We start from the raw sequence: 24,759 nt of genomic DNA, 5'->3' as shown, positions 1-24,759 counted from the left end.
ATTTTTAAACGGGCATTTAGCTCGTTTTTTATATCTCAATCTTTTAAATGACACTTATTTTTATCATTATAAAATATATAGTTTACATAATGTTAAATATATATTACATTTTGAATGATGTTGGAGTAAAGACATGTTAAAGAATGACATCATCGTGTTCCGTGCTAAAAAACGTTGGACACAACAACAGCTTGCTGATGCAGTGGCAGTCAGCCGCCAAACGATTGCCGCATTAGAAAAAGAGAAGTACAACCCTTCCTTGATTCTGGCATTCAAGTTAGCAAATGCACTTGAAACGACGATTGAGGAACTGTTTAGTTATGCCGAGGAAGTAACATGACACTATATTGGGTATTGATGGCTAGTATCTTAAGTATTGTGGTGGCTGTGATTTGCTGTGAAATATATAAAATACGCTTTGAATGCTCACAGGAAGCCAAAGACGAAAGAGGAACAATGATTTTATTAAAGCAGAAGTCATTATCCTATAACATTTTATTTTTGGGGATTAGTTCAGCCTTTTTGATCATCATCGGATTTGAAGGCTTCGGACTAAAATGGTTAGAACGTGAAGTTTTTATTTACTGGATTATGTTCACCGGCTTCCTGCAAAGCATCGCTTCAACCATTTATACGCATTATTTACGTAAAGACGTCTTTAGCTAATATGTATGCCAAGAGAGCTTTTCGAATCTCTCTTTTTGTCAAAATCTAGAAACGTCGACTAAAACGACGGCGATATTCTAAAGGTGTTAACCCTGTTTTCTTATAAAATAAACGCCGAAATGAACTTGGATCCTGATAGCCGACATTTTGCATAATCAGATCTATGGCCTGATCGGTTTCCTCAAGCCGTTTGCGTGCCGCTTCAATACGAATGGCTTGCAGATACTGATTCGGTGCAATATTTAGCGCCTGCTTAAAATGCCGGATTAAAGTACGAGTGGTGACATTAAAACGTTCTGCCAGCGCATTTAAAGTAAACTCTTCATGAAAATGCTGCTCTAACCAGTCCTGAACCTTTTGCACCAGTTCATCATGATGTGGTTGACCAATCTTCATTAAGAAATAAGACAATTGGCTATCGCGTCGATAATCAATCACAAAGGATTTGGCAGATTGCATGGCAACTTCAAAACCATAGAAACGTTCGATCAGATGCAAGCCTAGGTCAAACCAGGCCAAGCCTCCACCTGCACAGTAAATATTCTGATCCCGGCTAATCATCAGATCGGCATTGAGTTTGACCTGAGAATAACGTGCACGAAACATGTCCTGAAAGCCCCAATGCGTTGTCGCCACACGACCATCTAAAATACCAGCTTCTGCCAGAAAGAAATTCCCGGTGCAGTTTCCAGCGATTAAGGTGGATTGTGCATGAGCAGAAGTTAAAAACTGAATCAGGTCTGGATTTTCATCCAGTACCTCTTGTATAGGTGCGGCGATGGTCGGCACTACCAGAATATTTGCTGTTTGAATTTCTTGATATGAACAATGAGCTGGTAATTCCAGGCCGTTAATACAACGAATTGGTTGTCCATCTGGACTGGCGATCCTGACTTTAAACAGGCGTTGCACATTTTGCTGCTGAATCCGATTCCAGCTGACGCCAGCCATGGCGAATAAGTCGACGACACCTGTAATTGCTGAAGCCAAAGCACCATCAAAGCCTAAAATCACTACCTGTTGCATATTGTTCTATTTGTCGTTTTTCACCCGTTTCATGTCATTATTGACAATCCTCCTTGATAAATGCAACTGCTAGTCTTGATGCTATCTCAAGGATTACATATTCAGGACCGTACCGTGACTCAGCTGATTAATGATAAAAACCTCAATTTTCTGCTTTATGATGTCTTCAAACTTGAAGCTTTAACTGAACTGGAACGCTATCAGGACCATGACAAAAATACTTTTGATAGCATCCTAGAAACGGCAAAAGGCATCGCGACCGATTATTTTGCGCCGCATAATGCCAAGGCTGATCACCAAGAACCGAGCTTTGATGGCAAACAGGTGAAGACCATTGATGAAGTGAAAATAGCATGGCAACAATTTGCTGATGCTGGTCTACTCTGCGCCCAGCATGATTACGCAGACGGCGGCATGCAATTGCCGACTTTGGTGAATATGGCCTGTAATGCCTATTTCATGTCGGCAAATCCTTCGACTGTTGCCTACTCTTTTCTGACAGCCGCTGCAGCAAATCTGATTCAAGCCTTTGCCTCATCAAAACAAAAACAAATGTTCTTACCGCATATGCTTAGTGGCCGCTATGCCGGGACTATGGCGATGACCGAGCCAAATGTAGGTTCCTCTTTGGGAGATCTGACCACTAAAGCGATTCCTCAGTCAGATGGAAGCTACAAAATTAAAGGCCAGAAAATGTTTATTTCTGGTGGTGATCAGGACATTACTGAAAATATTGTGCATCTGGTTCTGGCTCGTATCCAAGATGCTCCGCAAGGGGTAAAAGGTATTTCCCTATTCATCGTGCCGAAATTCAAAACCAATACAGATGGAACTATAGGTGAATCCAATGATGTACAATTAGCTGGCCTTTTACATAAAATGGGTTATCGTGGCACCACATCAACAGTGCTAAGCTTTGGAGAAAATGACAATTGCTTAGGCTATTTAATTGGTGAAGCGGGACATGGTTTAAAATACATGTTCAAGATGATGAATGAAGCGCGCGTTGGTGTTGGCCTCGGTGCAGCCATGATCGGTTATCGTGGTTATCTGGAGTCTCTGGACTATGCCAAGAACCGTCCTCAAGGTCGTCTGGTTCACGAAAAGACACCTGATGCCAAGCCCGTGAATATCATTGAGCATACTGATGTCAAACGCATGTTATTGGCACAAAAATCTTATGTTGAAGGTGCTTTAGCGCTGTGCTTATTTGCAGCTCGTTTAATTGATGAACATCAGGCTGCACAAGATGAAGAGAGTGCCATTTTGCTGGATCTCATTACACCAGTGGTCAAGTCCTTCCCTTCTGCCTATGGTCCTAAAGCCAATGATCTGGCGATCCAGGTCTTGGGTGGTGCGGGCTATACGCGTGAATATCCGGTTGAGCAATGCTATCGGGATAACCGTCTTAATCCGATTCATGAAGGCACTTATGGGATTCAGTCTCTGGATCTACTAGGTCGTAAACTCTGGCAGCACAATGGCAAAGGCCTGACCCTGCTCATGCAACGCATCCAGAAAACCTTGTCTGAGATTCAGGATAGCAAGTTAACAGAACTGGCAGATGTCTATAAACAGCATCTTGTCACTGTGCAAAAAACCACACAGGTTTTAGGTCAGGCTCTGCATCAAGGCAAAGTTAGTGAAACTTTGGCCAATTCTGGCCTATATCTGGATATGATGGGCAAAACTATTATTGCGTGGCTGTGGCTGGAAATGGCCAATCAGGCTCAACTTAAATTTGGCACATCTTCTCAACAGGAAGATCAAGCCTTTCTGGCGGGTAAAATTCAGGCAGCTCAATATTTTATTCATTGGGAACTGCCTGAAATTGAACATCAGGCTAAGTTACTGATGAACTTCGATGACACCTGTTTGAAGATGCAAAGTGACTGGTTCTAAATAAAAATCAATAAAAAATGCGCCTCGAATGGCGCATTTTTATTTGTTTACATCATCAAGCCGCAGTGTCTTTTAGACCAAATTTCTTAAGCAGCTTGGCACGTTTCGAAGGCAGAATATTCGCTTTAGCCAGATCGCCTTGATAATGTTGATACACACGTTGATCCATCATCTTGTACCACAATGGTGGAATCAGTGCCGGTATCAGCATGGTGGCATAACCACTTGGTAATTCTGGTGCTTCATCAAAATGTCGCAATGCCTGAAATGGTCGGCTTGGATAGGCATGATGATCCGAATGGCGTTGTAACTGGTACAGGAACAGGTTGGTCACAATGTTGTTATTGTTCCAGCTATGTTCGGGCAAGGTTCGCTCATAGGTACCATCTGCTTTTTGCCCGCGTTTCAATCCATAGTGTTCGATATAATTCACGATCTCAAACAGGCTGATGCCGTAAAAGGCTTGGGTCAGCGTATAAGGAATGATTTTCTTGCCATACGTTTTCAGCATTAAGGCATGGTAACCTGCGCTCATCGCCCAGCCATGAAATAACTCATTTTCCAGACTAAAAAATTTTAAGCCTTTACGTTCCAAACGTCTTTTTTCTATCTGAATTGCTGATTTCAAGCCACCCAATACAGTACGTGGCCAGAAACGGTAAAAGGATTCTCCCATTTTCGAAGATGCCGGGTCTTCTGGCGTCGCCACCCGTTTATGATGTCCATAAGGATGCTCAATCCGGAAATGATTATAGGCCAGTGGCATCAGGCTGGCATGTGACCAGTAGTGATCTTTTTTCTGAGGGCGATGGCTCAGCTCATGTGCAGTATTCACGCCGATTCCATTAATCGCCCCCATAGAAACGCCAAGTAGAACCTGATCGACCAGAGAAACATTAGGACGGGATACGACATAGCCTGCAAAAGCATTGGCAGCCATTTGCAAAGGAATAAACACCTTCACGATCCGGTCATAATAAGGATCTTTGACCAATGCCTGAATCTGCTCATCATTTGGATTATTGGCATCATCACCAATTAAAGCATCTAATGTTGGGATAATCACATGTAATAATAAAGGCCCACCCATCGCAAAGACTTTTTTAGTGGCTTTGGGGCCAAAATGATAGCCAGCCAGAACTCCCATACCGATCACAGGCAAACCGGGACTCAGCAGCCAGCCAAAACGTTTTTTATCCAGTTGTAAACCTTTCAGTGCTGACGCATCCTGCGTGAACTGAGCTTTGCTAATTTGTGCAGGGGCATTCATTGCGACCCTCCTTTTTATGTTACTCTGCACATATAGTTGAATATTTCAGCATTAGCGAACAGTATTAAACGTCCAGAAAAACTATGTCAGCGTCTTTGGCGCAATAGGCCAAGTCTTGGCCTTAAATCACAAGACTGGGCTATTTAAATTTAATTAAATGAATTAAAACAAAAGAATAGAGTCAAGCATGGATGCTTTAAGTAAAATTTTTGATGATATTCATCTGGAAAAATCCGAATATCTCTACCTCAATGTGTTTCATCCAGGCGGGTTTGATTATCAGTATGAACCTTCCATGCTGGCTTATGTATTATTACAGGGTCAAGCGCAATTAATATTCAAAGATGGCGATCTGCTTGAGCTGCAACAAGGCGATCTGGTGTTATTGCCTGCTGGTTCTGCCCATCGGATTTCTAGTCCCGGTAATGCGGATTTTTCTGAACATCATTCGATCAATTCTTATTTTCAGACTCATGCACAGCAATGTGTGGATCTCAATATCACCCATTCAGCAGAACGCAGTTTTATCCTGGCGATTCGTTCCAATCTGGATATCCAGATGGCGAAACCGCTACTGAGTGCTTTACCTAAATTTCTGCACATTCAGCATATTCTGGGAGATACAGCACCAGAGTGGTTACAGGTTGGTTTGCAATTTCTGGCGCTGGAAACCCAGCAACTTCGTCCGGGACGGGACAAGATTCTGGATCATCTGGTCAGTATTTTACTGATTGAATGCGTGCGAGATTATATTTTGAATCTGGAAAATGCTTCGAGCTGGCTGAATGCTCTTTCGCATCCTGAACTATCTAATGCCTTGGCAGCAATTCATGGCAAACCAGAACAGCCTTGGACCGTAGAAAGCCTGGCTGAACAATGCCATATGTCGCGTTCCAAATTTGCCCAGCTGTTTACCCAGATTGTTGGTGAGCCACCATTGGCTTATCTGCAACAGCATCGACTTCGCCTGGCAGCACAATATCTCAGAAATAGCGGATTTAGCATTCAGCAGATCGCCTATCTGGTGGGCTATTCTTCGGAAACGGCGTTTAGTCAAAGCTTTAAAAAACAGTTTGAACAAACCCCGACCCGATACCGTATTGCCTGTCAAAAAAGCAAGACGCCTTTATTGGACTAAGGCTAGTACCGCTTTGACAGGATCTTCACTGTTGCCGGAAAGCAGCTGCTTGTGCATGGTGAGATGCTGCATCACCTGAATTTGAGCTGCTTCAATATCCATCAATTTTTCAATTTCAGCAGCCAGGTTTTCAGGCGTTGCTTCTGACTGGATTAATTCTTGAATGACTTTTTTACCAGCAATGATATTTGGCAATGAGAAATAAGGAATTTTGACCAGCAATTTGGCAATCTGATAGGTCAGCCAGTGCAATTTATAAAAGGTCACCATTGGACGATGCAATAACATGGCTTCCAGTGTCGCAGTGCCTGAAGCTAAGGCAATAATATTGGAAGCATTCATGACTTGGCGGCCAATTTTTGACTCGCTACTGGTATTTTCCATCAGGCGGATATGCGCTTTTAAACTGTCCGGATATTGTGCCAGCAAGTTTTCAATCTGCTGTTTGCGCATCTCATCAATGGCGGGAATCAGAAACGTATAATCCGGGTATTTCTGATGCAGAATTTTGGCTGCATCCAGTACCAATGGTCCTAAACGTTCAATTTCCCCACGGCGGCTCCCTGGCAGCAGTGCAATATATTTTTGTGCAGGATCTAAACCCAGTTCTGCCTGTGCTTCAGCCAGATCATTGTTGAGGGGTAACTGGCTTGCCAATGGATGACCGACAAAGGCAGCCGGAACATCCCATTTCTTGAAAAATGCTTTTTCAAATGGAAAGAGACACAGCACCAGGTCAATACTGGCCTTGATACCATGTACCCGGCCTTGACGCCATGCCCAGACCGAAGGACTGACATATTGCACGGTCTTAATCGGTAACTGTTTTTGCTTCAGGGTTTTGGAAAGACGCAAATTAAAATCAGGCGCATCAATACCGATAAACACATCGACTGGATCTTTCGTCCAGGTCTCGACCAGACCATCACGAACCGCAAACAGTTTTTTAATATCTTTCAGGACTTCAACAATGCCCATGACCGAGAGAATATCCATTGGATAGTAGCTCTTGAAGCCTTCAGCCAGCATTTGCGGCCCGCCAATCCCTTCAAATTCTGCATCAATACCCTGCTCTCGAAAACTACGGATGAGCTTCGCACCAAGCGTATCTCCCGATACCTCTCCCACCACGATTCCGATTTTAAGCTTCCGATTTTGCAAGTGTATTCCCTCAAATGAGACAAATTAATTCCGTTCAGATTCTATCATAAAGCATGATTTGAGCATGCCTAAGTGTTGAACTCACAAATCTTGGCTACCTCAAATAATTAAACTACTGGAATCTGGACAATGCGCGCGCCTTAGCCCAGCTTAAAAATTAAAATAAATTTAAAGCGGCTGATCTTTAAACAAATAAATAAAAAGGCATTTTGCAGAAGCTTTATCAATTTTCATACTTAGCAATAGAAAGGTATGCTAGATGATTCAAATTAAAATATAAATCAGGATGAATTACTTTAAATTTTATAGTCTTTATCTCTTTTTAGAATAAGCAAATCAATAATCAAGACAACGACTTATATTTAAAAGTCATAAGATATGCTCGTTTTTTGATTTTGGCATATATGCATGTTTGGTCCGATTGAATTTATTTTAGCAGGTGTATTGGTTGGTTTCTGTGTTGGGATTACCGGTGTCGGTGGCGGTTCGTTGATGACCCCAATCCTGATTACACTGCTTCGGGTTGAACCGCATATCGCGATTGGTACAGACCTTCTTTATGCCGCAATTTCTAAATTCTGTGGTTCACTGGTTCATGCTAAGAAAATGAATATTGTCTGGCCTATTGTGATCTGGCTGGCGATCGGCAGTATCCCTGCCTCATTTGTGACCCACTGGGTACTAGAGAATTATCTCAGTCAATCGACACATTATAAAGCAACGCTGACCATGGTATTGGGCTTTATGCTGACCCTTACTGGTGCATCTATTGTATTCCGCAATTCTATTGAAAAGTTCTTTAATAAATACCGCAAACAAGAACTGCCTGATATGACTCAGGATCTAGACAAAGTTGACTTTAAATCTGGCAATAAACGTGTCTTGATCGTGATCATGGGTATTGTACTGGGCGTGTTTGTGACCCTGTCATCTGTCGGTGCCGGTGCTTTCGGTATTATGGCCTTGATCCTGATGTTCCCGAATCTACCCATGATCCGTATTATCGGTTCGGATGTAGTACATGCTGTACTTTTAACTTTAGTCGCAGGTCTGGGCCATATGAGTGCAGGTAATGTAGACTTTACTTTATTAGGCTGGTTACTTTGCGGTTCTATTCCAGCGATTGTGATTGGAACACTGATCAGTTCACGTATGCCAGAGAAAATTATCCGTAAAATTCTTGGGATTACCCTGTTCTGTCTTGGCGTGAATTTCATTGTGAATCCAGTCAAGTCAAAACCGGTGCAACCCGCCCAACCTGAATTGGTAACAGCAGTAGAAAAAACAGCTGCTGTTTAAACTAAATCATGGATTCATCACTTTTTTTTCAAAGAAGTATTCATCTTTTTTATAACAAAGTGACGCATCATTCATGTTATATTCAGGCTATTAAACAACCTTTTGTATGATCAAACCAGTGACGGCAATGAATACACTACAGTCAAAACCTATTTCAGCATCAGATATTGATGACGTGAATATCCAAAGCATGATTCCTTTGGTAACACCTGCTCAGTTGAAAGCAGAGTTACCTTTGACTGAAACTGCTTATCAAACCGTACTGCATGGTCGTGAAACGATTCGTAATATCCTGGATGGCAAGGATAAGCGTATTTTTGTAGTGATTGGTCCATGTTCAATTCATGATCCAGCGGCTGCGCATGAATATGCTGAACGTTTAAAAGCTTTAAGCGAAAAAGTAAAAGATAGCCTGTATATCGTAATGCGTGTTTATTTTGAAAAACCGCGTACAACTGTAGGCTGGAAAGGTCTGATCAATGACCCTGATATGAATGACTCTTTCAATATTGAGAAAGGTCTGCGTATCGGTCGTAAACTGTTACTGGAGCTGAATGAACTTGGCCTGCCATGTGCAACAGAAGCACTGGATCCAAACTCTCCACAGTACTATCAGGATTTAATTTCATGGTCAGCGATCGGTGCACGTACTACCGAGAGCCAAACTCACCGTGAAATGTCTTCTGGCCTGTCTTCACCAGTCGGCTTCAAAAATGGTACAGACGGCGGCTTAACTGTTGCGACCAATGCAATGCAATCTGTTAAACATGGTCACAGCTTCCTGGGTCTAAATGACCAAGGTCAGGTTGCGGTGATTCGTACTTCAGGGAATCCATATGCACACGTGGTTCTACGTGGCGGTAATGGCAAACCTAACTACGATGCAGGTTCAGTTGCAGATGCTGAGGCAGCTCTTGCGAAAGCCAAAGTCAGCGGCAAGATCATGATTGATGCCAGCCACGCAAACTCAAATAAAGACCCGTACTTACAACCGCTTGTCTTAAAAAATATTACTGAACAAATTCTTGATGGAAACAAGTCAATTGTTGGTATTATGGTAGAAAGTTACCTGAAAGGTGGCCGTCAGGATATTCCTGCCAATCTTTGTGATCTGGAATATGGAAAATCAGTGACTGATGGCTGTATCGATTGGGAGACCACAGAAAAAGTGTTGCTTGACATGCATGAGGCATTGAAGGACGTTTTACCTAATCGTTAAACGAACTGACAAACGCCATCGACAAGATGGCGTTTTCATTTCTGAACAAGGAAAATTTTATCTGATGAATGAAATTGAAACTGCATTAAGTCAAATTGAAAATTTTCAGTTCATCCATGACCATCTGTTCAGCTCTGGTCAGCCGACAACTGAACAACTGAGGTTGATTAAAGAATACGGCGTATCCACCGTAATCAATGTGGCATTAACAGATAGCGATCATCATCTGTTACATGAAGATAAAATTTGTCTTGATCTTGGCCTGAACTATATCCAGTTGCCGATCTCCTGGGAAACCCCTTCGGATAGCCAATGCCTGCTGGTACTGGATCTGATTGATCATCTGGTCAAAGAACAAATGGTCTGGGTACATTGTACGCAGAATTATCATGTCAGCTGCCTGATGTATTTATATCGTCAATACTATATGGATATGGACATGCCGACTGCACAGGAATATCTGCATCAGCTCTGGGAACCGAATGAAACCTGGACCGGTTTAATTCATGCGGTTGCCCTACAGCTGCAAGGCCGTAAAGCAACACAGGAACTGGAATTATCCCTGATTCATCCTAATAACTTCGGTTGATGTTATTTGTAATGACTGATCAGAACAGTTGCCATAGACAGAATACCTTCCTGACGACCAGTAAATCCTAATTTTTCAGTGGTTGTGGCTTTAATACTGATTTGAGTCACATCCACATCCAGTACATCGGCAATGCTCTGACGCATTTCCAGGTTATGTTTAGCCAGCTTTGGACGTTCACAAGCTACAGTGATGTCAGCATTATTTAGGCGATAACCACGATCCAAAATTAGCTGATAGACATGCTTTAATAAAACCTTGCTGTCTGCACCTTTAAACTGCGGATCGGTATCTGGAAAATGCTGGCCAATATCGCCTAGCGCCAAGGCACCTAGCAAAGCATCACAAAGTGCATGTAAAACCACATCACCATCAGAGTGTGCTTTCAAGCCATGCGTATGTGGAATCTGAATACCTGCCAGAGTGACAAAATCACCTTCTTCAAATGCATGTACATCCAGTCCCTGACCAATACGAATTTGTGCAATCACTTTTATATCCTTTAGAAATAACTGATTGAAATCTTGTACACGACGTTTCTATTTCGCTATAGTTAGACCTAGCGTAACACAGTGAAAGTATAAGCGATCATGCTACTGAAAACTGATATAAATATGATGAAAATAATGGGACTTTTACTCGGGACAGGCCTTTTTGCTAGCAGCATTCATGCTGAATCGCTGGACTGTAGCAGTCATCATAACAATAACGCAGCCATGAAAAAGATCTGCTCAGTCTCTCTTGATGAACCGCGTGAAAAACTGACAGATCAATATTTTACCGCCTTTCTGATTACAGATGCGCCTGTTCGCTTATTACAAGATACCCAGCAGCTATGGAGTACACGCTTACAGCAATGTAAGACGCTGGACTGCTTTAAACAGCAATTTGACCAGCGTCTGGATGACCTCAATATTTATATTTCCTTGAATCAGAGCCTAACTCAGCACTATCTCAAGTTTGAACAGGGCCAAATGGCCAAACAGCCAATTCATCTCAAGATTCATCAGCTGACGAAAGACCGCATCAAAATTGAAGGAATTGCTTACCGCAATCCGAATAATCGTGCAGAAACCCAGACCATTCCTTTTCTAGCTTATACCACGACCGAAACTAAAAGCCAGATTACGGATAATGAGCATGACTGCAAATATAACTTTAACTATAGCAAGGCAATTTTGACGGTCAGTACCGAACAAAAAGGCTGTGAGCGCTTTAGTGGTATTTATCGTTTATATGATTAAACAGCTGACTTTTTTTATCTATTGATGTCCTGAATATGTATTTAAAAATTTAAACTAGAAATTCCCTCTCCTTAAAGGAGAGGTTTTTATAAAGATTCCCTTTATCCTAACCTTCTTTCTCAGGTAGAAGAAGCTTAATGAATAAATAATTATTTTTTGATCTTTAAAAATAGCCCGTAAGCGGGCTATTTACTTAGGCCGGGTAATGCTGAGCTATTTCTTGGCTAATCATAGCTGCGGTTGCCGCTGATAATGTCCAGCCTAAATGTCCATGACCGGTGTTGTAAAAGACACGTTCCTGTCTACCACGGCGCACCACTGGCATCATGTTCGGCATCATGGGACGCAGACCTGCCCACGGCACCACATGTTCAGTACATAGATCGAAATTGCGTTGTGTCCAGTCAATTAAAGGCTGAATTCGGTCAACACGAATATCCCGATTATAACCATTAAATTCCGCGGTTCCTGCAACACGTAAGCGGTCTTTACCTAAACGTGACAAGACGATCTTGGCGCTCTCATCTAGCAGACTGACCCAAGAAGCATTTTGCTGACTTTGCTCATCATTCAGCTGTACGGTAATTGAATAGCCTTTTACCGGATAGACATTCACTCGCTCACCCAACAGATCTGCCAACTGATAACTGCTTACGCCTGCACATACCACAATGGCATCCGCCTGAATCTCGAGCACATCTTCAGCATTGGCATGCACATTTTCAGGGCTTGGTCTGCATTTAACCGTAATATGCTGTGCTTGGTGATCGACCGCAAATACATCCTGACCAAATTCGAAGTTCACCCCTTTTTTCATACAGGCATTTGCCAGTCCAGTACTGAATTTATGAATATCTCCAGTCGCATCACTCTGGCAATAAAACCCGGCATAATAATCTCCAGTTAATGCAGGTTCAATCTGCTTGATTTCTTCATTGCTGATGGCATTACGTTCCAGACCACCACTACACAACAGATCATTGACCTTAATTGCGACATCATAATCAGCTTTATTATGGTAGAAATCGTAGAATTCCGCGCTTTTCCAGATCAAAATCAATCTGCTCAATTTCGGCAATTTCAAACAGACGTTTTCTGGCCAGTAATGCGATTTTTACCGTTTCCCGGGTATTGGTTTCATAGTTTTTAATATGACCTAGAAATTCCATCAGCCAGCTATATTTATGCAGACTAAAAGAAGGATTAAGCAATAGCGGTGCGGTTTTTTGTGACATCCATTTGATGCCTTTCAACACAGTGGCTTTTTGATTCCAGACTTCTGCATTACAGGCAGAAAGTTGCCCGCCATTAGCAAAGGATGTTTCCATCGCGGGATAAAGATGACGGTCAACCACCGTGACCTGATAACCGAGTAAGGCGAGCTCATAAGCTGTTGTTACACCGGTAATGCCTGCCCCCACCACAATAACATGACGCATAGACACCTCTCCTCAATATGTGATGTCTTTCCCATCTGTCATGTGTACCTGAGAGCTTCGGTGACTGCATCATAGCTGTATGCAGCAACCTTCCCCCTTCGGTGAGTGATTCAACACTTCTCTCCAGAGTTTAATATATTATTGCAGTCCTTTTGCCTGAGAGTTTCCTGGGACCTTGCTCCTTCGGCGAATGCAGTAGCATTTCTCTCCTGCAATAATATTTTTATTATCCTGAGCAATTTATATACCATCTTATCGGAGACTACAGTTTTTTATTTATGTTAATTCACGTGATTTAAGTGGTAACGATACTTTCAATAAATTTAGAAGAAATAACACTATCTATTTCAAACGAATTTTAAGATTTTAATTTGGTTTTTTGCCTCATTTTCCTACGTCATGCTGCAATGCAAGGCATTTAAGAAAAGCAATAATGTTAATAATTGCTTAGGCTATTTATAGGATTGATTTAATATTAGACTTTAATATATGGCCGACTTTCAGATCCTAAAATTAAATTAACCAGGAAAGAATCAACATGAGAGATCCAGCCGCGACTACCGTTTGCATACTGATAATACTGGCCATGAACTGGCTATCTCCGCCATAGACACGCGTCAGTACATAGGAAGCTGAAGCAGTAGGTAAAGCAAAAAACAACACCAGTACCTGGGTGGTTAAAGGATCAATATCAAATAATTGGCAGACAAAGAAAGCAGCAAGTGGCATTCCTAATAAACGTCCAAAAGTCGCCAGACCTAATGGGAAGATATCTCGCTGGAAGCCTTGGAACTGTAAGGCAGCCCCCACACACATCAAGCCAAGCGGCAAACTGCATAAGGCAATCTGTTTTAAGAATAATTCAAACCCAGCCCAGAGTGATAAGCCTGAAAGATTAAATAGGCCTCCAACAAGAGAACCTAGAATTAAAGGGTTCTTTAACAGATCAATCAGGATTTTGAAGATCTGCATATCTGAACTACGGGTAAATGCCAGTACAGATAAGATATTGACCAGTGGAATACATAACACCATCACTACGGCGAAAATGGTCATGCCCTGCTGATGAAATAAAGCATTCACTGCTGCAAGTCCGATATAGGTATTAAAACGCAGGAGTGCCTGCACATAGACCCCAAAACGTGCATAGCCAATCTGATAAATCTTGCGCATCACATATAGAGCAATACTGACCACTGCCATAAGGCTAAAGACCACCAGAACCACATCTTTAATGACTGCCATTTCAATCTTGGCTACGGCCAGATTTAAAAATAGCATGACTGGAAACAGGACAAAATAATTAAGTTTTTCTGCCCCACGCCAGAAACTATCTTCCAGCCATTTCCTTTGTTTTAATACATAGCCCAAAGTAATCAGGCCAATAAGCGGAAACAGTACAGTGAAGATAGTCTGAAACATTGAACAACTCATGATATGGGTTTTGCGGCAATCGCATCCAATTCAATTGCCTGTCAATGAGCAAGGATACAACAACCGGCTCGTTTCAAGATAAAAATAGTGGAAAATTCAATGGATAATAAATAAAAAACACTCTCGCTGGCTTTAATTAAAATACGCTTTAAATCCAACTTTCATCTTTTGCAACATTTAGTGCATCATTTTTAGTCTTTCAAGCTCCTCATAAACCTTTGCATCAAGCTTCGGACGGACTTTTTCAAACTTAACTTTTAACAAATCCAGGCTTCTTAAGAGCATCCTAAAAATGAGTCTCTCACGGCCTAAATCATCTGTTGCCTTAAAAGTTGTTGGATCAATCCTTAAACGGAAATCCATATTTCTACGTTTAAATGAATAAAAAATACGTTCATCAAAACTATCATTTCCCATTATAATTTCAATGCACTTCCATTTATCTATCGGAATATCATACGACTTATTTTGTAGTTGAGCATTTAAGGCATTTTCTACTGCGTTACGTGCTTTATTTTCGAGATCAAGATGATCTTCTGTTAACACTTCCCTACTTAATTCAGCACTTAACCATACTTCCATTCATATATCCTGTCATTATTCTTATTAAACACACTTAGAATCAAACATAGATTCAAATAACTTCATCAATCTTTTCGAGACTCTTTTCTAAAATCACCAGATTTAAATCTACTAAAGGCTGTCCAACATCTGCATCCAGTGGATAACTCTCTGTTTTGCCGGTTTGGTGATAACCACGACGCTCATAATACGCGATTAATTCAATGCGAACATTAAGAACAGACATTCTAAGTTTTTTGAAAGGTATTTTTTCTCTAGAGTATTGCTCAGCGAAATCTAACAATATTCGGCCATAACCTGAATTTTGCCGGACTGGGTCAATAGCAAAACTGCCGATTTCAAAACAATCTGGCAAGTGTGTCAGACCAATACAACCCACCAGTTGATCATTATTTTCCAAGACATAAAGTTCGAAATCAGGCCGTGCTAAAAGTTCACTTAACTGAGCCTCATTAATTCGATCACCTAAAAAAATGTCATGTTCATGCGTCCAGCCCAAATTAGATCGATAAGCTGTATTGATCAACTTAACAATGCTTTGAATGTCCGTAGCTTGGGCTAAACGAATATTGTTATTTTTCATTTTATAAATATAAAAAAGCCAGACCGAAGCCTGACTTTAATTTCATTTGCTTCTATAAAGCAAATTATTTAGGTTCAATTGGCTCAAACGGCGCAACGACATCGGCATTTTGTGCACGATGGCGCATGAAGTGATCCATCAAAACAATTGCTAGCATCGCTTCAGCAATTGGGGTTGCACGTACACCCACGCAAGGATCATGACGGCCTTTGGTCAGGACATCCGTATCTTCACGATTAATGGTAATGGTTTTACCCGGAGTTGTGATGGAAGCCGTTGGTTTCAACGCAATCGAAACACGAATATCCTGACCGCTAGAAATACCACCCAAGATACCGCCAGCATGGTTCGCCAGGAAGCCATCTGTTGTGAGTTCATCACGGGTTTCATGACCGAACTGCTCAGTCACACCAAAACCATCACCGATTTCGACACCTTTAACAGCATTAATCGACATCATGGCATGCGCGATGTCAGCATCCAGACGATCAAATACTGGCTCGCCCCAACCCACGGGTACTTTAGACGCAATGATCTCGAGTTTAGCGCCACAACTAGTACCTTGTTCACGCAAAGACGTGACCAGTGCTTCAAAGCGCGGCACCGCATCAACATCACCACAGAAGAACGGGTTATTTGGCACTTCGTTCCAGTCCAGTTTTTCTGCTTTTTCAGTACCGATTTGGGTCACATGACCACGGATTTCAATACCAAATTTCTCAAACAGGAATTTCTTGGCAATCGCACCTGCTGCTACACGCATCGCAGTTTCACGCGCACTCGAACGGCCACCACCGCGATAGTCACGAAAACCATACTTCTGGGTATAGGTATAGTCTGCATGACCCGGGCGGAAAGTTTGCGCGATATTGCCATAATCTTTCGATTTCTGGTCCGTATTGCGGATTAAAAGACCAATTGAAGTACCGGTAGTTTTACCCTCAAACACACCTGAAATAATTTCAACTTCATCTGGCTCTTTACGCTGTGTTGCAAATTTTGAAGTACCCGGCTTACGACGGTCCAGATCCTTTTGCAAATCCGCTTCAGACAGTTCAATCCCTGGTGGAACCCCATCAATAATGGCCATTAAGCCAACACCATGAGATTCACCACAAGTCGTTACACGGAAGAGTTGCCCTATACTATTACCTGCCATGTCAACGACTCCTTATGAATTAACAGATTGAATGAATAAATCACGATATTGACGGCATTGGGCTGCAGTCAGTGCAAAGATACCTGAACCACCACGTTGGAACTGCAACCAGTGGAAATCAACGGTATTGAAGTTTTGCTTCATCGCCCATTCAGAATTACCCACTTCAATCACGATCAAACCATCTTCAGTCAGATAATCAGCTGCTTGAGCCAGCATCTTGCGAACTAGATCCAGACCGTCTTGACCAGCAGCAAGCGCAAGCTCAGGCTCATGATGGAATTCCTCAGGCAAATCAGCCATATCTTCCGCATCGACATACGGCGGATTAGATACGATTAAATCGTACTGATTTTCGGCTGGAATTTTTTCGAACAAATCCGATTCAAGCAATGCGATCTGATATTGCTTGTCATGATGCTCAGTATTAATTTGTGCAACTTCCAATGCTTCTTTGGAAATATCGGTGGCATCTACTTCCGCTTCAGGGAAAGCATAAGCCAAGGCAATTGCGATACAGCCGGAACCGGTACACATATCTAGAATGCGTTGTGGTGTCTTCGGATTCGGGTTTTCCGGCAAGTTATTAACCGCTTCACCCATTTGACCATGTTCGCCCAGGAAATAAGGAGCAAAACGGTTTTCAATCAGCTCAACGATTGGCGAACGAGGAATTAATACACGTTCATCAACATAGAATGGCTTGCCGAAGAAATAGGCTAGATTCAATAAATAAGAGGTTGGAACACGTTCATTAATGCGGCGTTCTAGCAAGCTCAAGAACTCAGCCACTTCGCTTGGCAATAATTTAGAGTCCAGAATTTCAGGATCTGCATTCCAGTCCAGTGACAAGGTTTGTAGAACCAGCGCTGAACTTTCAGCAAAATAATCTTCTGTACCTTGACCTAAGTGCGCATCGTATTGACGTAATGCTGTAACCCCAAAACGAATAAAATCACGAATGGTAGTTAAATTTTCAGCGGCTTCCTGCAAATGTTCAGGGCTAATAGTCGGTCGATCCACTTAAGGCGTCTCCAAGGTCATTTTTTAAAACGCCTTATGATACCTTGTTTTGAGGTCTTTTATAATGCCAAAACCATGAAAAACCCGAATTCTCCATGGTTTATCAATGACAGATCTTCTGAATTTCAGGCAGATTAGAATCCTACTTTTTAAGATTTATCGGTATTTCCGGAAGGATTTATTAACTTAAAATCAGTTTAAGCACCGGCACGATAAGAACGCAATTGATACAAATTCGCCTGATCTTTTACCATCTCCAGCGCACATTGACCCTGTTTAATCTGGGCATATTGGGTATTCATAGTCAGCTTGCATTGCTGTGACAGTTTGCGTTCCCACACTGTATGCTGATCACGAATATTATTACGATAACCCGCATTCAATTTCAGATAAGTCTTATAGTTTTTCTTTAGACGTTTATTCTGTGCTTTTAATTCTTTTTTCACACATTTCTGCAGTTTAGCTGTATTGCCATAACTAAAGTTCATGCACTGGGTATATTCCTGAGAATAACCTGTAGCCGCCTGAACCTGTAATGCCATCGTCCCCAAACAACCTACCATTAATAAACATGCAAAACGCATAGTATCCCCTTCACCAAAACTGGCTTGTTTCCAATCAATATTGAATAATGAATCTTGTTTAAATTATTGCCTGATACTAACTGAGTCCTTGATAAAATCCTATATTTTTCTCGCTTAAAAAGATGTCACAGTTCTTTGGTTGAAACTTGATTTTATGGCCGCATATAATTCGGCAATGATGTCCAAACGAGCCCAGATCTTATGAGCTATAAGCACAACAATCTTATGGCCATGCGCCAGAACTACTGGAATGACCAGTTATCCAGTCAGGTGCAGCAGGAAAAGGTATTTTTACAAACCACATTAATGCAGCAAGGCGTATTTAGTAGCGCGACTTTGGAAGATGCCAAGTACCTGTTTTTCAGTTTGCCAAGCATCATTATTGTGAAGGGTTATGCGCTGGGTTTTATGCATGAAACAGTCCAGAACCTAATTCATCAACATATTCAAACAAATAAACAACAGTTACAACAACGATCTGAATTAAAAATTCAATTTCAAATGTCATAATATTCACCCTACACTGGTCAAAACGGCAAGCGATATGCTCTTGCCGAGATTTTCACCGTGAATTCAGCGGCTTAAACTTTTTTAATACGTGCAGACACGGTAATATCCACTACAATGATTTATTCCGCTTTATGCTGATAAAAGGATTGAGTTTACATGTCAGATCAGAACGATAAGCTTAAACAATTGAAAACTTCCTCAATGGATCGACGCTTATCGATCGCAAAGGCATCTTTGCTGGCAGGTACGCGCTGGGCAGCATCCAGTGCGGGTTCTATGTTCTCGAGTGAAGAAGAAAAAGAAAGAAGACGCAAAAAAGCCATGAAAGAACAGGCCGATTATCTGGTTGCAGAAATTGGCAAGCTTAAAGGTTCAATTGTCAAAATTGGCCAGATGATGGCCCTGTATGGCGAACATTTTCTGCCAGAAGAGGTCACTCAAGCCTTAAATACGTTAAATAATAAAACAGTTGCTTTGGCGTGGCCGGCGATCAAAGCCCAATTACAACAGCAATTAGGTTCCAAGCTAGATGATCTGACGGTTGATCATGAGCCCCTAGGTACCGCCTCTTTGGCTCAGGTTCACCGTGCTGTACGCAAGTCAGATGGCATGGAACTGGTGCTTAAAATCCAGTACCCGGGTGTAGCTGAGGCTATTGATTCTGATATGAGCCTGTTTAAGAACATGCTCAAATTGACCCGTATGGTGCCGCAAACCCGTGAATTTGATCAATGGTTCGATGAAGTTCGTGAGATGATGCATCGTGAGGTCAATTATAAAATTGAGGCGGATACGACCCGTCGTTTCTGTAAACGTCTGCAAAATGATCCACGATATATCGTACCGACCATCATCGATAACTATTGTACTGACCGTGTTCTGTGTATGACCTTTGAACGTGGTGTACCCATCAATAGTCCAGTAATGTTGTCTCTACCACAGGAACGTCGTAATAAACTGGGTGAGGCTTCCCTTGAAATCGCAGTACGTGAGATTTTTGAATGGGGGGAGATGCAGACTGACCCGAATTTCGGCAATTATCTGGTACGTCTAGGTGATGGCGAAAATATTCAGGACAAGATTGTGCTTCTCGACTTCGGTGCAATCCGTCAATTTGACCAGCATCTACTCAATGTAGCGCGTAACCTGATCCAGGCCGGTTATCATCATGATTCAGACATGATGGTGAAAGCCATGACCGGTTATGAATTCTTTGATTCTATTCCGCCTAGCATCAAACCGGATATGGCGAAAGTCTTCCTGTTAGCCACAGAAGCCTTCAGCTCGCCAATGAACAATAAAGACCTGCCTCCAGGTGTGATGGATGAACATGACCGCTATAACTGGAAAAAAAGCCAGCTTCATAGCCGGGTAATGCAGCAAGCTTCTAAATCCATGGCTTCACGTTATTTCAGTGTACCGCCTAAAGAATTTATGTTTATCAGCCGTAAGTTCATTGGCGCTTATACCTTCATGACGGTGATTGATGCGAAAACTAATGTACGCGCAATGATTAAACGTCATCTCTAAACGACTAAGTTATTATTAGCCTTATATAAGACCCGGATGATTTTGTCATTCGGGTCAATTTTTGATAAAAACCTAATTTTTCTTATTTTATTTTTCTATTTAGTTTCAATATTTTAATTCTTCAAATCCCCTCTTTATTTTAATTATAAATTGACAATGATTCATGTCATTGATGACATGGTTTTTTCTAGAACTGCATGTCAACATCAGGCAAATAAGATAACACCCCGTAGGATAATTAGAATGAACAATATGGTGAACAAAGCACAAGGATTTGGCTTGTCCATCCTGACCAAAGTGGCTGGAAGTGATTTACTCGACCAATTAAAGCTGCGTAAATTTTTAGAAAAATCTCTTTATCAAAGCTCTAAAGCAGGTTTTAAAACACTCAGCCAGACTCAGAAAATCCTGAAATCTGGTCAGAAAATTCAAAGACAACGTTTGCCACATCAGTCCAAATCCCTGTTTGATCTGAATCTGACTGAAGAACAGCAAATGACCTGCGAGGCAATGCAACAGTTTGCCAGCGAAGTCCTTTATCCTTTGGCACATGATGCAGATCATCATGAAATCTTCCCAAAGGAACTCTGGCAATATTCAACTGATCTGGGTCTTAATTTTTATGCGCTGCCTGAAACTCTAGGTGGCGTAGCTGTAGAACAGAATATCGTCAGTAATGTCCTGATGGCTCAACAGTTGGCTCAAGGTGATTTCAGTCTGACCGCTGGTCTGCTTTCTACTTTTAGTGTGATTAATGCGATTACCCGTTGGGGTTCAGAACAGGTTCAGGCTGAGTATTTGACTGCATTTGCCGATGATCCTCATCTTAAAGCTACCTTCGCAGTACAAGAAGCAACAGCTGCCTTTAATCCTTATCAGTTAAAAACTCAAGCAACGTCGAATGGAGATCACTATTTAATTAATGGTGAAAAAACCTTGGTGATGCTCGGAGAAACTGCTGATATCTATCTGGTCAGTGCAGATCTGAATGGCAAAACCGAAGTATTTATTGTGCAACGCAATAATACCATTACTGCACAAAAATCTCCGGCTATGGGCTTGAAAGCCACTCAAACTGTGAATCTCAAATTTAATAACACACCGGCACAACGCTTGGGAGATGACGATTTTGATTACACCGCTTTTCTTGATCTAGGCAATTTAATATGGTGTGCCATGGCGGTCGGTATCTGTGAAGCGGTTAAAAAATACTGTGTGCAATATGCCAATGAACGGACAGCCTTTAGTGAACCAATTTCCCATCGGCAAAGTGTAGCTTTTATGATTGCAAATATGGCGATTGAAATTGATGCCATGCAAATGCTGATCCTGAATGCCGCCAGTCTTGCAGAATCTGGTCAAGACTTTCATCGAGAAGCTTATCTGGCCCGTCTGCTCTGTGCAGAAAAATCCATGAAAATTGGCACAGATGGCGTACAGATTCTCGGCGGACATGGCTTCACCAAAGAACATCCGGTAGAACGCTGGTATCGGGACTTAAGAGCAACAGCAATCGTACATTCTGGCCTTCATGCCTGAGCAAAGAATAAGGAAAAAAATAAATGAACTTGCAAAATCCTAAAAAATTCAAATTGCTGATTGATCAGGCACATGAAGTTGCCCTGAATGTACTCCGCCCTATTTCACGCAAGTATGACAAAGCTGAACATGCTTATCCGAAAGAGTTGGATATGCTTGCCTCTGTCGTCGATGGTATGAACCAAGGCAGCGAAGGCATGAATGCAGGAGCTGCGGTCAATAAACGCGGTGATAGCGATGAAAGCAATAAAAATGGCGTCAATATGTCGACAGCACTTAGTATTGTCGAAATGTGTTATGGTGATACCGGACTGCTTTTATCCATGCCGCGTCAAGGGTTAGGAAATTCAGCCATTGCTGCCGTTGCTAATGACGAACAGTTGCAACGCTTTCATGGTATATGGGCAGCGATGGCGATTACTGAACCAGGCTGTGGTTCGGATTCAGCTGCCATTCGTACCACTGCCATTAAAGATGGTGATGACTATATCCTCAATGGTGAAAAAATCTTTGTCACCTCTGGCGAACGTGCAGATGCGGTTGTCGTCTGGGCGACTTTAGATAAAAAACTTGGCCGTGCTGCAATTAAATCCTTTGTCGTACCCAAAGGCACACCCGGCATGAAAATCGAGCGTCTGGAACATAAGCTAGGCATTAAAGCCTCGGATACGGCTGCAATTAGTTTTATTGATTGTCGTATACCTGCTGCTAATTTGCTTGGACATGCTGAAATTGATGTGGCCAAGGGTTTTGCTGGGGTCATGGAAACTTTTGATAATACCCGCCCACTCGTTGCAGCGATGGCAATTGGTTGCTCTAAAGCTTCTTTAGAGAGAACCAAGGAAATTTTTAAGGATCAGCTAGATTCTGAGTACCATACACCTTACTTACAAACATCGAATATTGCAGCGCAGATTTATCGTATGGAAGCCGAATGGGAATCTGCCCGTTTATTAATGTTAAAAGCTGCGTGGATGGCGGATAATCGTAAGCCTAATTCCCGTGAAGCTTCTATTGCTAAAGCCAAGGCGGGTCGTATCGCGAATGAAATCACTTTGAAATGTGTCGAATTAGCAGCATCTATAGGCTATAACGAGGCAGAACTTTTAGAAAAATGGGCACGTGACTCCAAGATTCTGGATATTTTTGAAGGAACTCAACAGATTCAGCAACTCATTATTGCTCGACGTGAACTAGGTAAATCTTCAAGTGAATTAAAATAATCAAAAACTGGAAATACTTCTTTATTAAAGAACGAATCATCAAAAAGAATGGATTTTTTATGGTTTTCGAACTATAAAATTTCCATCCTTTTTCATGTCATGACCTATGTATTCTATTCGTCCTTTACAACCTCAAGATAATGCTCAAATTGCCAAGATTATTCGTGAAGTTTCCGTAGAATTCGGACTTGCAGCAGAATCCGGTTTTGCTGTCGGTGATTCAATCCTGGATAACCTGTATGAAGTATATCAGCAGCCAAATGCAGCTTATTGGGTCATTATCGATGAGCAGGATCAAGTCTTTGGTGGCGGAGGTATTTCGCCATTACAGGGTGATCAGAGTATTCTAGAAATACAGAAAATGTATTTCTTACCCATTATTCGTCGTTATGGATTTGCAAAAAAGATTTTAAATCTGACCTTTGACTTTGCTCATGAGCAGAACTTTAAACGAATCTATCTTGAGACTACTGCAAGTCTTTGGCAGGCAGTGAAGCTTTACGAAAAATTAGGTTTTGAACATCTCGATCATCCCGAAGGCAATACAGGTCATAGTGCAGCTTGTGAAATCTGGATGCTAAAAACTTTAGACTAAGCTTTCTTGTGCATCTAAACACATACACTTTAAAGAAAAGCCTGAGATACAAATTCGACTGTTAATTGGCTTTTCTTTAAACAATTCTTCATAAAAAATTCATTATTCAATAAAATCTAATTTGTCTTTGTAAACAAATCATCTAATTTCTTGACGATTTTCATACATCTTCCTAAGATCAATCTAATTTTAAAAATACAGGGAAGCTGAAAGTTGTTGGGCAAATTTTCTGGCAAAAACTATTCATTATTAAAGGTCTTAAATCCTACTACTTTAAAAATTGGGATACTTGGTTTAAGTACAATATTAATAAGTGCTTGCTCCTCACTAGGGGGTAATTCCTTAGAAAAACGCTCTGCTAAACTGTCTCAAGGAATTCAGACTGCATATGCTGTGCCTGCGATAACTGCTACTCGCGTTTCACCTTTAATTATTCAAAATGCCGAAAGACATAGTCTAGATCCCTTGCTAGTAGCAGCCGTGATTCGACAGGAATCTACCTATCGCAGTCAGGTCGCTTCACCTGCAGGTGCTGTGGGTCTTATGCAAATTGTTCCGCGTTATTGGCAATCTACATGTGGACCTGATTTATTTAATGAAGCAATAAATATTGGATGTGGGAGTTATATTCTGTCACGTTATCAGGAATCTAGTGGCAGCCTAGAAAAAGCGCTGGGCTATTATAATGTAGGCCCTACTGCCTATGAGAAAGATCGGAAAATGCGTAAACAAGGCAAAAAATATGCAAAAGAAGTTTTAACGCACCAGAAGCAACTTAAAAAATCGATGTAATTAGAACGTACTAATGATTAATTAAATGCATTCCAGAAATATTAATCCATAAATAAAAAGGCTTAAATTTATTTAAGCCTTTTTCTATTTCATCTTTATTTTTTCTATAAAAAAAGCCCCCTGCATGAGCAGAGGGCTTTTGGAATAATGAGCTGGCGATGACTTACTCTCACATGGGAGACCCCACACTACCATCAGCGCTAAGAGGTTTCACTTCTGAGTTCGGGAAGGGATCAGGTGGTTCACTCTTGC

General features: G+C 41.6%; 24 protein-coding genes, 1 rRNA gene, 1 pseudogene and 1 riboswitch. Of the genes and pseudogenes, 14 read left to right on the top strand and 12 right to left on the bottom strand.

What is annotated here, in order from left to right:
- Nucleotides 1-133: 133 nt before the first annotated feature.
- Both FTV12_RS10260 and FTV12_RS10255 read left to right on the top strand, forming a co-directional pair.
- On the top strand, nucleotides 134-340 hold the full coding sequence (locus FTV12_RS10260; RefSeq protein WP_034702754.1) for a helix-turn-helix transcriptional regulator: 207 nt from the start codon (nucleotides 134-136) through the stop codon (nucleotides 338-340).
- On the top strand, nucleotides 337-666 hold the full coding sequence (locus FTV12_RS10255) for a hypothetical protein (protein WP_052026307.1): 330 nt from the start codon (nucleotides 337-339) through the stop codon (nucleotides 664-666). The genes FTV12_RS10260 and FTV12_RS10255 overlap by 4 nt, the downstream gene beginning before the upstream one ends.
- 45 nt (nucleotides 667-711) lie before the next feature.
- Here FTV12_RS10255 and FTV12_RS10250 read toward each other — a convergent pair whose 3' ends face one another.
- A complete protein-coding gene (locus FTV12_RS10250) occupies nucleotides 712-1,692 on the bottom strand; it encodes a GlxA family transcriptional regulator (RefSeq protein WP_179993231.1) in 981 nt (326 codons plus the stop codon).
- 78 nt (nucleotides 1,693-1,770) lie between these two features.
- Here FTV12_RS10250 and FTV12_RS10245 point away from each other — a divergent pair, with 78 nt between their 5' ends.
- Nucleotides 1,771-3,594, top strand: a complete 1,824-nt coding sequence (locus tag FTV12_RS10245) for an acyl-CoA dehydrogenase (protein ID WP_179993241.1) — start codon at nucleotides 1,771-1,773, stop codon at nucleotides 3,592-3,594.
- 55 nt (nucleotides 3,595-3,649) lie between these two features.
- Here the strand turns inward: FTV12_RS10245 and FTV12_RS10240 are convergent, their stop codons facing one another.
- Nucleotides 3,650-4,864 carry an alkane 1-monooxygenase gene (locus tag FTV12_RS10240; RefSeq protein ID WP_179993232.1) on the bottom strand — a complete coding sequence of 405 codons (1,215 nt, stop codon included), beginning with the start codon at nucleotides 4,862-4,864 and terminating at the stop codon, nucleotides 3,650-3,652.
- Nucleotides 4,865-5,051: 187 nt separating this feature from the next.
- Between FTV12_RS10240 and FTV12_RS10235 the strand changes: the two genes are divergently transcribed.
- Nucleotides 5,052-6,002: an AraC family transcriptional regulator gene (locus tag FTV12_RS10235; protein ID WP_159122888.1), complete on the top strand. Its 951-nt coding sequence runs from the start codon at nucleotides 5,052-5,054 to the stop codon at nucleotides 6,000-6,002.
- On the opposite strand, the gene lpxB is transcribed toward FTV12_RS10235, so the two are convergent.
- Nucleotides 5,991-7,163 carry a lipid-A-disaccharide synthase gene (gene lpxB / locus FTV12_RS10230; protein WP_179993233.1) on the bottom strand — a complete coding sequence of 391 codons (1,173 nt, stop codon included), beginning with the start codon at nucleotides 7,161-7,163 and terminating at the stop codon, nucleotides 5,991-5,993. The two genes, FTV12_RS10235 and lpxB, sit on opposite strands and share 12 nt — an antisense overlap.
- A gap of 408 nt (nucleotides 7,164-7,571) precedes the next feature.
- On the opposite strand from lpxB, the gene FTV12_RS10225 reads away from it, so the two are divergent.
- From FTV12_RS10225 to FTV12_RS10215, 3 genes are all read left to right on the top strand, one after another.
- Nucleotides 7,572-8,462 carry a sulfite exporter TauE/SafE family protein gene (locus FTV12_RS10225; RefSeq protein WP_125278642.1) on the top strand — a complete coding sequence of 297 codons (891 nt, stop codon included), beginning with the start codon at nucleotides 7,572-7,574 and terminating at the stop codon, nucleotides 8,460-8,462.
- A 127-nt stretch (nucleotides 8,463-8,589) separates the two neighbouring features.
- The gene (locus FTV12_RS10220) at nucleotides 8,590-9,681 is read left to right on the top strand and encodes a 3-deoxy-7-phosphoheptulonate synthase (RefSeq protein WP_180033987.1); all 1,092 of its coding nucleotides are present in this window, start codon (nucleotides 8,590-8,592) and stop codon (nucleotides 9,679-9,681) included.
- A gap of 64 nt (nucleotides 9,682-9,745) precedes the next feature.
- Nucleotides 9,746-10,270, top strand: a complete 525-nt coding sequence (locus FTV12_RS10215; RefSeq protein WP_125278644.1) for a protein tyrosine phosphatase family protein — start codon at nucleotides 9,746-9,748, stop codon at nucleotides 10,268-10,270.
- A 2-nt stretch (nucleotides 10,271-10,272) separates the two neighbouring features.
- On the opposite strand, the gene ispF is transcribed toward FTV12_RS10215, so the two are convergent.
- Nucleotides 10,273-10,761 carry a 2-C-methyl-D-erythritol 2,4-cyclodiphosphate synthase gene (gene ispF, locus FTV12_RS10210; protein WP_034171374.1) on the bottom strand — a complete coding sequence of 163 codons (489 nt, stop codon included), beginning with the start codon at nucleotides 10,759-10,761 and terminating at the stop codon, nucleotides 10,273-10,275.
- A gap of 99 nt (nucleotides 10,762-10,860) precedes the next feature.
- Here ispF and FTV12_RS10205 point away from each other — a divergent pair, with 99 nt between their 5' ends.
- Complete coding sequence (locus FTV12_RS10205) at nucleotides 10,861-11,514, top strand: hypothetical protein (protein WP_125278645.1); 654 nt, start codon at nucleotides 10,861-10,863, stop codon at nucleotides 11,512-11,514.
- A 193-nt stretch (nucleotides 11,515-11,707) separates the two neighbouring features.
- On the opposite strand, the pseudogene FTV12_RS10200 reads toward FTV12_RS10205, so the two are convergent.
- From FTV12_RS10200 to FTV12_RS10170, 7 genes and pseudogenes are all read right to left on the bottom strand, one after another.
- Nucleotides 11,708-12,953: pseudogene (locus tag FTV12_RS10200) on the bottom strand (D-amino acid dehydrogenase).
- A gap of 134 nt (nucleotides 12,954-13,087) precedes the next feature.
- Nucleotides 13,088-13,175, bottom strand: a riboswitch (glycine riboswitch).
- 291 nt (nucleotides 13,176-13,466) lie between these two features.
- Nucleotides 13,467-14,375 (bottom strand): AEC family transporter, encoded by a 909-nt coding sequence (locus FTV12_RS10195; protein ID WP_179993235.1) that lies wholly within the window; start codon nucleotides 14,373-14,375, stop codon nucleotides 13,467-13,469.
- A gap of 189 nt (nucleotides 14,376-14,564) precedes the next feature.
- On the bottom strand, nucleotides 14,565-14,969 hold the full coding sequence (locus FTV12_RS10190; protein WP_257218452.1) for an Imm44 family immunity protein: 405 nt from the start codon (nucleotides 14,967-14,969) through the stop codon (nucleotides 14,565-14,567).
- 52 nt (nucleotides 14,970-15,021) lie between these two features.
- Entirely contained in the window at nucleotides 15,022-15,552 is a 531-nt protein-coding gene (locus FTV12_RS10185) for a GNAT family N-acetyltransferase (RefSeq protein WP_179993236.1), read from the bottom strand.
- 64 nt (nucleotides 15,553-15,616) lie between these two features.
- Nucleotides 15,617-16,711, bottom strand: a complete 1,095-nt coding sequence (gene aroC, locus FTV12_RS10180) for a chorismate synthase (protein WP_179993237.1) — start codon at nucleotides 16,709-16,711, stop codon at nucleotides 15,617-15,619.
- Nucleotides 16,712-16,723: 12 nt separating this feature from the next.
- Nucleotides 16,724-17,734, bottom strand: coding sequence for a 50S ribosomal protein L3 N(5)-glutamine methyltransferase (prmB, locus tag FTV12_RS10175; protein WP_179993238.1), 1,011 nt, complete (start codon nucleotides 17,732-17,734; stop codon nucleotides 16,724-16,726).
- Between the two features lie 197 nt (nucleotides 17,735-17,931).
- A complete protein-coding gene (locus tag FTV12_RS10170) occupies nucleotides 17,932-18,318 on the bottom strand; it encodes a lysozyme inhibitor LprI family protein (RefSeq protein WP_179993239.1) in 387 nt (128 codons plus the stop codon).
- A gap of 201 nt (nucleotides 18,319-18,519) precedes the next feature.
- On the opposite strand from FTV12_RS10170, the gene FTV12_RS10165 reads away from it, so the two are divergent.
- The 6 genes from FTV12_RS10165 to FTV12_RS10140 all read left to right on the top strand — a co-directional run bounded on the left by FTV12_RS10165 (nucleotide 18,520) and on the right by FTV12_RS10140 (nucleotide 24,507).
- A complete protein-coding gene (locus FTV12_RS10165) occupies nucleotides 18,520-18,828 on the top strand; it encodes a hypothetical protein (RefSeq protein ID WP_004785493.1) in 309 nt (102 codons plus the stop codon).
- Between the two features lie 156 nt (nucleotides 18,829-18,984).
- Nucleotides 18,985-20,358 (top strand): AarF/ABC1/UbiB kinase family protein, encoded by a 1,374-nt coding sequence (locus tag FTV12_RS10160; RefSeq protein WP_005235905.1) that lies wholly within the window; start codon nucleotides 18,985-18,987, stop codon nucleotides 20,356-20,358.
- A 252-nt stretch (nucleotides 20,359-20,610) separates the two neighbouring features.
- Nucleotides 20,611-21,897: an acyl-CoA dehydrogenase family protein gene (locus FTV12_RS10155; protein WP_180033990.1), complete on the top strand. Its 1,287-nt coding sequence runs from the start codon at nucleotides 20,611-20,613 to the stop codon at nucleotides 21,895-21,897.
- Nucleotides 21,898-21,920: 23 nt separating this feature from the next.
- Nucleotides 21,921-23,120 carry an acyl-CoA dehydrogenase family protein gene (locus tag FTV12_RS10150; RefSeq protein ID WP_125278651.1) on the top strand — a complete coding sequence of 400 codons (1,200 nt, stop codon included), beginning with the start codon at nucleotides 21,921-21,923 and terminating at the stop codon, nucleotides 23,118-23,120.
- Nucleotides 23,121-23,226: 106 nt separating this feature from the next.
- Nucleotides 23,227-23,715, top strand: a complete 489-nt coding sequence (locus tag FTV12_RS10145; RefSeq protein ID WP_179993240.1) for a GNAT family N-acetyltransferase — start codon at nucleotides 23,227-23,229, stop codon at nucleotides 23,713-23,715.
- A 213-nt stretch (nucleotides 23,716-23,928) separates the two neighbouring features.
- Complete coding sequence (locus FTV12_RS10140; protein ID WP_166138226.1) at nucleotides 23,929-24,507, top strand: lytic transglycosylase domain-containing protein; 579 nt, start codon at nucleotides 23,929-23,931, stop codon at nucleotides 24,505-24,507.
- Between the two features lie 150 nt (nucleotides 24,508-24,657).
- Here FTV12_RS10140 and rrf read toward each other — a convergent pair.
- A 5S ribosomal RNA gene (rrf, locus tag FTV12_RS10135) occupies nucleotides 24,658-24,759 on the bottom strand; the annotation flags it as partial.

It is taken from the genome of Acinetobacter sp. YH12233 (assembly GCF_013417725.1).
Taxonomy (GTDB): Bacteria; Pseudomonadota; Gammaproteobacteria; order Pseudomonadales; family Moraxellaceae; genus Acinetobacter.
The sequence above is the reverse complement of the archived record's forward strand: the minus strand, read 5'-3'. Positions and strand labels throughout refer to the sequence as shown.

What these genes read in the sequence shown, in the direction of transcription:
- FTV12_RS10260 (WP_034702754.1), top strand. Translation starts at nt 134, where the DNA reads ATGTTAAAGAATGACATCATCGTGTTCCGTGCTAAAAAACGTTGGACA.
- FTV12_RS10255 (WP_052026307.1), top strand. Translation starts at nt 337, where the DNA reads ATGACACTATATTGGGTATTGATGGCTAGTATCTTAAGTATTGTGGTG.
- FTV12_RS10250 (WP_179993231.1), bottom strand. Translation starts at nt 1,692, where the DNA reads ATGCAACAGGTAGTGATTTTAGGCTTTGATGGTGCTTTGGCTTCAGCA.
- FTV12_RS10245 (WP_179993241.1), top strand. Translation starts at nt 1,771, where the DNA reads ATGCTATCTCAAGGATTACATATTCAGGACCGTACCGTGACTCAGCTG.
- FTV12_RS10240 (WP_179993232.1), bottom strand. Translation starts at nt 4,864, where the DNA reads ATGAATGCCCCTGCACAAATTAGCAAAGCTCAGTTCACGCAGGATGCG.
- FTV12_RS10235 (WP_159122888.1), top strand. Translation starts at nt 5,052, where the DNA reads ATGGATGCTTTAAGTAAAATTTTTGATGATATTCATCTGGAAAAATCC.
- FTV12_RS10225 (WP_125278642.1), top strand. Translation starts at nt 7,572, where the DNA reads ATGTTTGGTCCGATTGAATTTATTTTAGCAGGTGTATTGGTTGGTTTC.
- FTV12_RS10220 (WP_180033987.1), top strand. Translation starts at nt 8,590, where the DNA reads ATGAATACACTACAGTCAAAACCTATTTCAGCATCAGATATTGATGAC.
- FTV12_RS10215 (WP_125278644.1), top strand. Translation starts at nt 9,746, where the DNA reads ATGAATGAAATTGAAACTGCATTAAGTCAAATTGAAAATTTTCAGTTC.
- FTV12_RS10205 (WP_125278645.1), top strand. Translation starts at nt 10,861, where the DNA reads ATGCTACTGAAAACTGATATAAATATGATGAAAATAATGGGACTTTTA.
- FTV12_RS10195 (WP_179993235.1), bottom strand. Translation starts at nt 14,375, where the DNA reads ATGTTTCAGACTATCTTCACTGTACTGTTTCCGCTTATTGGCCTGATT.
- FTV12_RS10190 (WP_257218452.1), bottom strand. Translation starts at nt 14,969, where the DNA reads ATGGAAGTATGGTTAAGTGCTGAATTAAGTAGGGAAGTGTTAACAGAA.
- FTV12_RS10185 (WP_179993236.1), bottom strand. Translation starts at nt 15,552, where the DNA reads ATGAAAAATAACAATATTCGTTTAGCCCAAGCTACGGACATTCAAAGC.
- aroC (WP_179993237.1), bottom strand. Translation starts at nt 16,711, where the DNA reads ATGGCAGGTAATAGTATAGGGCAACTCTTCCGTGTAACGACTTGTGGT.
- FTV12_RS10170 (WP_179993239.1), bottom strand. Translation starts at nt 18,318, where the DNA reads ATGCGTTTTGCATGTTTATTAATGGTAGGTTGTTTGGGGACGATGGCA.
- FTV12_RS10165 (WP_004785493.1), top strand. Translation starts at nt 18,520, where the DNA reads ATGAGCTATAAGCACAACAATCTTATGGCCATGCGCCAGAACTACTGG.
- FTV12_RS10160 (WP_005235905.1), top strand. Translation starts at nt 18,985, where the DNA reads ATGTCAGATCAGAACGATAAGCTTAAACAATTGAAAACTTCCTCAATG.
- FTV12_RS10155 (WP_180033990.1), top strand. Translation starts at nt 20,611, where the DNA reads ATGGTGAACAAAGCACAAGGATTTGGCTTGTCCATCCTGACCAAAGTG.
- FTV12_RS10150 (WP_125278651.1), top strand. Translation starts at nt 21,921, where the DNA reads ATGAACTTGCAAAATCCTAAAAAATTCAAATTGCTGATTGATCAGGCA.
- FTV12_RS10145 (WP_179993240.1), top strand. Translation starts at nt 23,227, where the DNA reads ATGTATTCTATTCGTCCTTTACAACCTCAAGATAATGCTCAAATTGCC.